Here is a 4503-nt window from a genome sequence, read left to right on the forward strand (position 1 = left end):
CAGCTCACGCACTTCCATTTCAACCAGTTCCAGCAGCTCTTCATCATCAACCATGTCACATTTGTTCAGGAACACGATGATGTAAGGAACGCCTACCTGACGGCCCAGCAGGATGTGCTCACGCGTCTGTGGCATTGGGCCATCAGTGGCAGCAACTACCAGGATCGCGCCGTCCATCTGGGCAGCACCGGTGATCATGTTTTTCACGTAGTCGGCGTGGCCTGGGCAGTCAACGTGCGCGTAGTGGCGAGTTGGAGTATCGTATTCTACGTGAGAAGTAGAGATGGTGATACCACGCGCTTTTTCTTCTGGTGCGTTATCGATCTGGTCGAATGCACGCGCGTTACCGCCGTAGGTTTTCGCCAGAACGGTGGTGATTGCAGCAGTCAGGGTAGTTTTACCGTGGTCAACGTGGCCGATAGTACCAACGTTAACGTGCGGTTTTGAACGTTCAAACTTTTCTTTAGACATTAGGTTGTCCCTCTAAGACACGGAATCGGTGGTTTCACCACATCAACCAAGCAATTGCTTGTGAGATATTTACAGGAAGAAAATCAGGAGGCAAGGACAGGGGAAGTGGTGCTGATAGGCAGATTCGAACTGCCGACCTCACCCTTACCAAGGGTGTGCTCTACCAACTGAGCTATATCAGCACATCTTGGAGCGGGCAGCGGGAATCGAACCCGCATCATCAGCTTGGAAGGCTGAGGTAATAGCCATTATACGATGCCCGCGTGAACTCGGCTACCTGACTTTAATCAGCTGTATACTGTACTTCAAGTGTTTTGTCTAGAGTATAACTCGAGCAGAACACTCAAGATTAAAACTGGTTAATGGTGGTGGGGGAAGGATTCGAACCTTCGAAGTCTGTGACGGCAGATTTACAGTCTGCTCCCTTTGGCCGCTCGGGAACCCCACCTTTCCAAATTTTTAATGGTGCCGGCACCAAGAATCGAACTCGGGACCTACTGATTACAAGTCAGTTGCTCTACCATCTGAGCTATGCCGGCATCAAGTGCTGCGCATTCTAGGAAGAGTTGGCCCACGATGCAACAAAAAAATTGCTTTTTTTGTTCTTTCGCTCACAAAACAGCCGCTTTCAATACTATTGGTGTTTTTTTAAATAGATTAAGCTTAAATATCCGACAATAAACTCTTAATACGAGAAGAGTCAATAAATGCACCTACCAATTATTTTTTGAAAATTATTTGTATTATCCTAGATTTCTTCCTTTTAAAAAAGAAACAGGCAGCCAGAACAGCCGCAGTAACGGTACAATTTTTTTACATTTTTGTATTTACCATCAAAAAAAATTACTAAGATCATAAAAAATTCTACGCCTACGATAACGCAACCTATATGATGAGCTTTATTTTTTGTCGGATACGGGTGTTCTTCAACAACCTGTCCAACCTGCATAGACAGGCAGATGTTGGCTTATGAATAAGAAAGAATCTTTTTTGACGACTCCATATTTACAATTTGAACGTGAACATTGGGCAACATTGCGTGACTCGGTGCCTTTAACATTAACAGAAGAAGAAGTTGCTGCTTTAAAAGGGATTAATGAAGAAATCTCAATAGATGAAGTAATTGAGATCTATCTTCCATTGTCACGTCTACTTAATTTTTATATTAGTTCCAATTCACGGCGACAGGCTGTTCTTGAACAGTTCCTGGGAACAGATGAACAAAAAATACCTTATGTTATTGGTATCGCAGGCAGTGTTGCTGTCGGGAAAAGCACGACTGCCCGCTTATTACAGGCATTACTAAGCCGTTGGCCAGAACATCGCCGTGTCAAGTTAGTGACAACGGACGGTTTTTTGCACTCCAATAATGTATTAAATGAACGTGGTTTAATGAAAAAAAAGGGGTTTCCTGAATCCTATGATATGCGTAGCTTGGTTAAATTCGTCGCTGATATCAAATCAGGTGCCGAAAAAGTTACTGCACCAGTATATTCTCACCTGAGCTATGACATTGTTCCTAATGAACAACTTATTATCGAAAAGCCAGACATTCTTATTCTTGAAGGTTTAAACGTATTACAAAGTGGCATGGATTACCCACATGAACCACATCATGTATTTGTTTCTGATTTCGTTGATTTTTCTATTTATGTTGATGCATCAGAAGAATTACTCGAACAATGGTATGTCAGCCGTTTTCTCAAGTTTCGACAAGGTGCTTTTTCCGATCCTGATTCTTACTTTCATAATTATTCTAAGCTAACGACAGAAGAAGCGATAAAAGTGGCATCAAGCATTTGGCGGGAAATTAACGGCTTAAACTTACAGCAAAACATCTTACCAACGAGAGAACGGGCTAGCTTGATTATGACGAAAGGAATCAATCACACAATTGAAAGCGTCAGATTAAGGAAATAAAACAGAAGCCGGAAATATTTCCGGCTTTGTATTCAACAACCTCTCAAGGATATTTCGCCACCAATATAAGGCGTAACAACGCCATTAATATCAAGTAACAGAGCTCCTTGTTGATCTATTCCACGGGCTATTCCATAAATTTCTTGATCACCAATAATTAATTTCACCGGACGATTAATAAAATTATCTAATTCAAACCAACGAGGAATGAAAGAAGCTAATCCTTCGTTTTCAAATTGAATTAATGCTTCTTTAAGTTCTACCACGATTTCAGCAACCAATTTATTCCGTTCAATAACCGTTCCTGATTGCTGTAAATTAGTCCAATTTTGGTTAATTGATGTCTGTTGATCGCTACTCATCGAAATATTCATACCTATTCCGATCACAACATGGGCTGCATCCCCCGTTTTTCCCGTCAATTCAACCAATATTCCAGCTAATTTTTTATCGTCCAGATATAAATCATTTGGCCATTTTACTTTTACTCTTTTTGCTCCTTGGCGATTAAGAACTTCTGCAATGACGATACCAACCACTAAACTTAAGCCTATCGCTGCTGCTGGCCCTTGTTCCAAACGCCAGTACATGGATAGATACAAGTTTCGACCAAACGCAGAAACCCACTTCCTACCACGGCGCCCTCTGCCTGCATACTGATATTCAGCAACACAGGCATCTCCCGAATCAAGTTCTGCTGACTTCTCCAGAATATATTGATTTGTGGAATCAATGACAGGTATCACTTCAATGTGATTATTAGGAAGATAGCTTTCGATAAGCTCTTTATCCAGAAGATTCATTGGGGCAGGGAAACGATAACCTTTACCTGAGAGAGTTAGAATCTCGACTCCCCATTCACGAATAGTTTGAATATGTTTATTGATTCCTGCACGGCTCATTCCCAATTCTTGACCAAGTTGCTGGCCTGAATGAATTTTACCATCAGATAACACTCTAATTAATTTTAATGGGATACTAATATCTTTCATGAAATACATTCCACTGCGTCTATCTCACCTTCACTGCCAATGAAGCGTACTTCAGGCTCTAAGAAGATATTAAATTTTTCTGCGACCTTGTTACGCACATAAGCAGCCAAGGCAATGATATCTTGTCCTGTTGCATTATCTTTATTAATCAATACCAATGCTTGTTTCGTGTGTACAGCGGCTCCACCAATAACATAACCCTTCAATTGGCATTGTTCGATAAGCCAACCCGCTGCAATCTTTATGTTATGCTCATCATGAGGATATTGAGGACAGTCAGGGTATTCAGATTTAATTCTGTATGCTAACTCGATCGATACAATAGGGTTTTTAAAGAAACTTCCAGCATTACCCATCAGCGCAGGATCGGGTAATTTATTCTGGCGCATTTCACACACAGCATCGAATATCTGTTTTGGTGTGACCTTTTCCTGTGAGAATTGGGCTAAGGCACCATAAGTTAAGATGGGTTCCCATTTTTTATTCAATCGTAAACCGACTGCTGTGATAACATAATCATCTTTATACTGATGTTTAAAAATGCTATCCCTATAAGCAAACTGGCACTCATTCGCCGTCAAACGCATTGAATTACCTGTTTTTAGTTCAACAAAATCCACATACTCACAGACTTGTTTAAATTCAATTCCATATGCACCAATATTTTGGATTGGAGCAGAACCAACATTGCCGGGGATCAAGGCTAAATTTTCTAAGCCATAGATCTGTTGATTAAATAAATACGTAATCAATTCATGCCAATTTTCACCTGCGCCAGCATGAACATGCCAGGCTGTATCAGACTCTTGTATATTAATACCAAGAATGCGGTTTAGAATCACAGTACCTTTAAAATTTTCGGTGAAAAGAACGTTACTTCCTCCTCCCAACAATAAAATAGGATGATCCTTTTCCATTGCTTCTTGCCATAAGGTCAGAAGAGATTCAATAGAGGTGGCTATACCGATATGATCGGCGCAGGCTGAAATGCCAAATGTGTTGAACGCTTTTAGTTGGGTAGATTGACAAACAGACATTCACTTCAAGCTCAATAGGTAATTTAAGTCGTAGTCTATCAGACTCTATATTTGAAAGGTAAGTTTGAAAGAAAAGTAAGTCA

At 40.8% G+C, this 4503-nt stretch carries 4 protein-coding genes and 4 tRNA genes; 1 reads left to right on the plus strand and 7 read right to left on the minus strand.

The genetic code is table 11. The annotated features are described in order from the left end of the window. The 5 genes from PSI15_RS17105 to PSI15_RS17125 all read right to left on the minus strand — a co-directional run. A partial coding sequence (locus PSI15_RS17105; RefSeq protein WP_273583710.1) for a GTP-binding protein occupies positions 1-471 on the minus strand: 471 nt, incomplete at its 3' end. Between the two features lie 106 nt (positions 472-577). Further along, positions 578-653 (minus strand) — tRNA-Thr (locus tag PSI15_RS17110). A 6-nt stretch (positions 654-659) separates the two neighbouring features. Then, a tRNA-Gly gene (locus PSI15_RS17115) sits at positions 660-734 on the minus strand. Between the two features lie 100 nt (positions 735-834). Then, positions 835-919, minus strand: a tRNA-Tyr gene (locus PSI15_RS17120). 15 nt (positions 920-934) lie between these two features. After that, positions 935-1010 (minus strand) — tRNA-Thr (locus tag PSI15_RS17125). A 430-nt stretch (positions 1011-1440) separates the two neighbouring features. Between PSI15_RS17125 and coaA the strand changes: the two genes are divergently transcribed. Further along, positions 1441-2391 carry a type I pantothenate kinase gene (gene coaA / locus PSI15_RS17130; protein ID WP_045968036.1) on the plus strand — a complete coding sequence of 317 codons (951 nt, stop codon included), beginning with the start codon at positions 1441-1443 and terminating at the stop codon, positions 2389-2391. A 32-nt stretch (positions 2392-2423) separates the two neighbouring features. Here coaA and birA read toward each other — a convergent pair whose 3' ends face one another. Together birA and murB are read right to left on the minus strand one after the other, a co-directional pair. Continuing rightward, positions 2424-3383, minus strand: a complete 960-nt coding sequence (gene birA / locus PSI15_RS17135) for a bifunctional biotin--[acetyl-CoA-carboxylase] ligase/biotin operon repressor BirA (RefSeq protein WP_273584576.1) — start codon at positions 3381-3383, stop codon at positions 2424-2426. Continuing rightward, positions 3380-4420 carry a UDP-N-acetylmuramate dehydrogenase gene (murB, locus tag PSI15_RS17140; protein ID WP_273584577.1) on the minus strand — a complete coding sequence of 347 codons (1041 nt, stop codon included), beginning with the start codon at positions 4418-4420 and terminating at the stop codon, positions 3380-3382. Before murB ends, birA begins: the two co-directional genes overlap by 4 nt. Positions 4421-4503 lie beyond the last annotated feature (83 nt).

Origin of the sequence: Xenorhabdus sp. PR6a (assembly GCF_028599065.1) — a bacterium.
GTDB lineage: Bacteria > Pseudomonadota > Gammaproteobacteria > Enterobacterales > Enterobacteriaceae > Xenorhabdus > Xenorhabdus doucetiae.

Excerpts from the sequence above, each read along its gene's own strand:
- coaA (WP_045968036.1), top strand. The coding sequence starts at position 1,441 with ATGAATAAGAAAGAATCTTTTTTGACGACTCCATATTTACAATTTGAA.
- birA (WP_273584576.1), bottom strand. The coding sequence starts at position 3,383 with ATGAAAGATATTAGTATCCCATTAAAATTAATTAGAGTGTTATCTGAT.
- murB (WP_273584577.1), bottom strand. The coding sequence starts at position 4,420 with ATGTCTGTTTGTCAATCTACCCAACTAAAAGCGTTCAACACATTTGGC.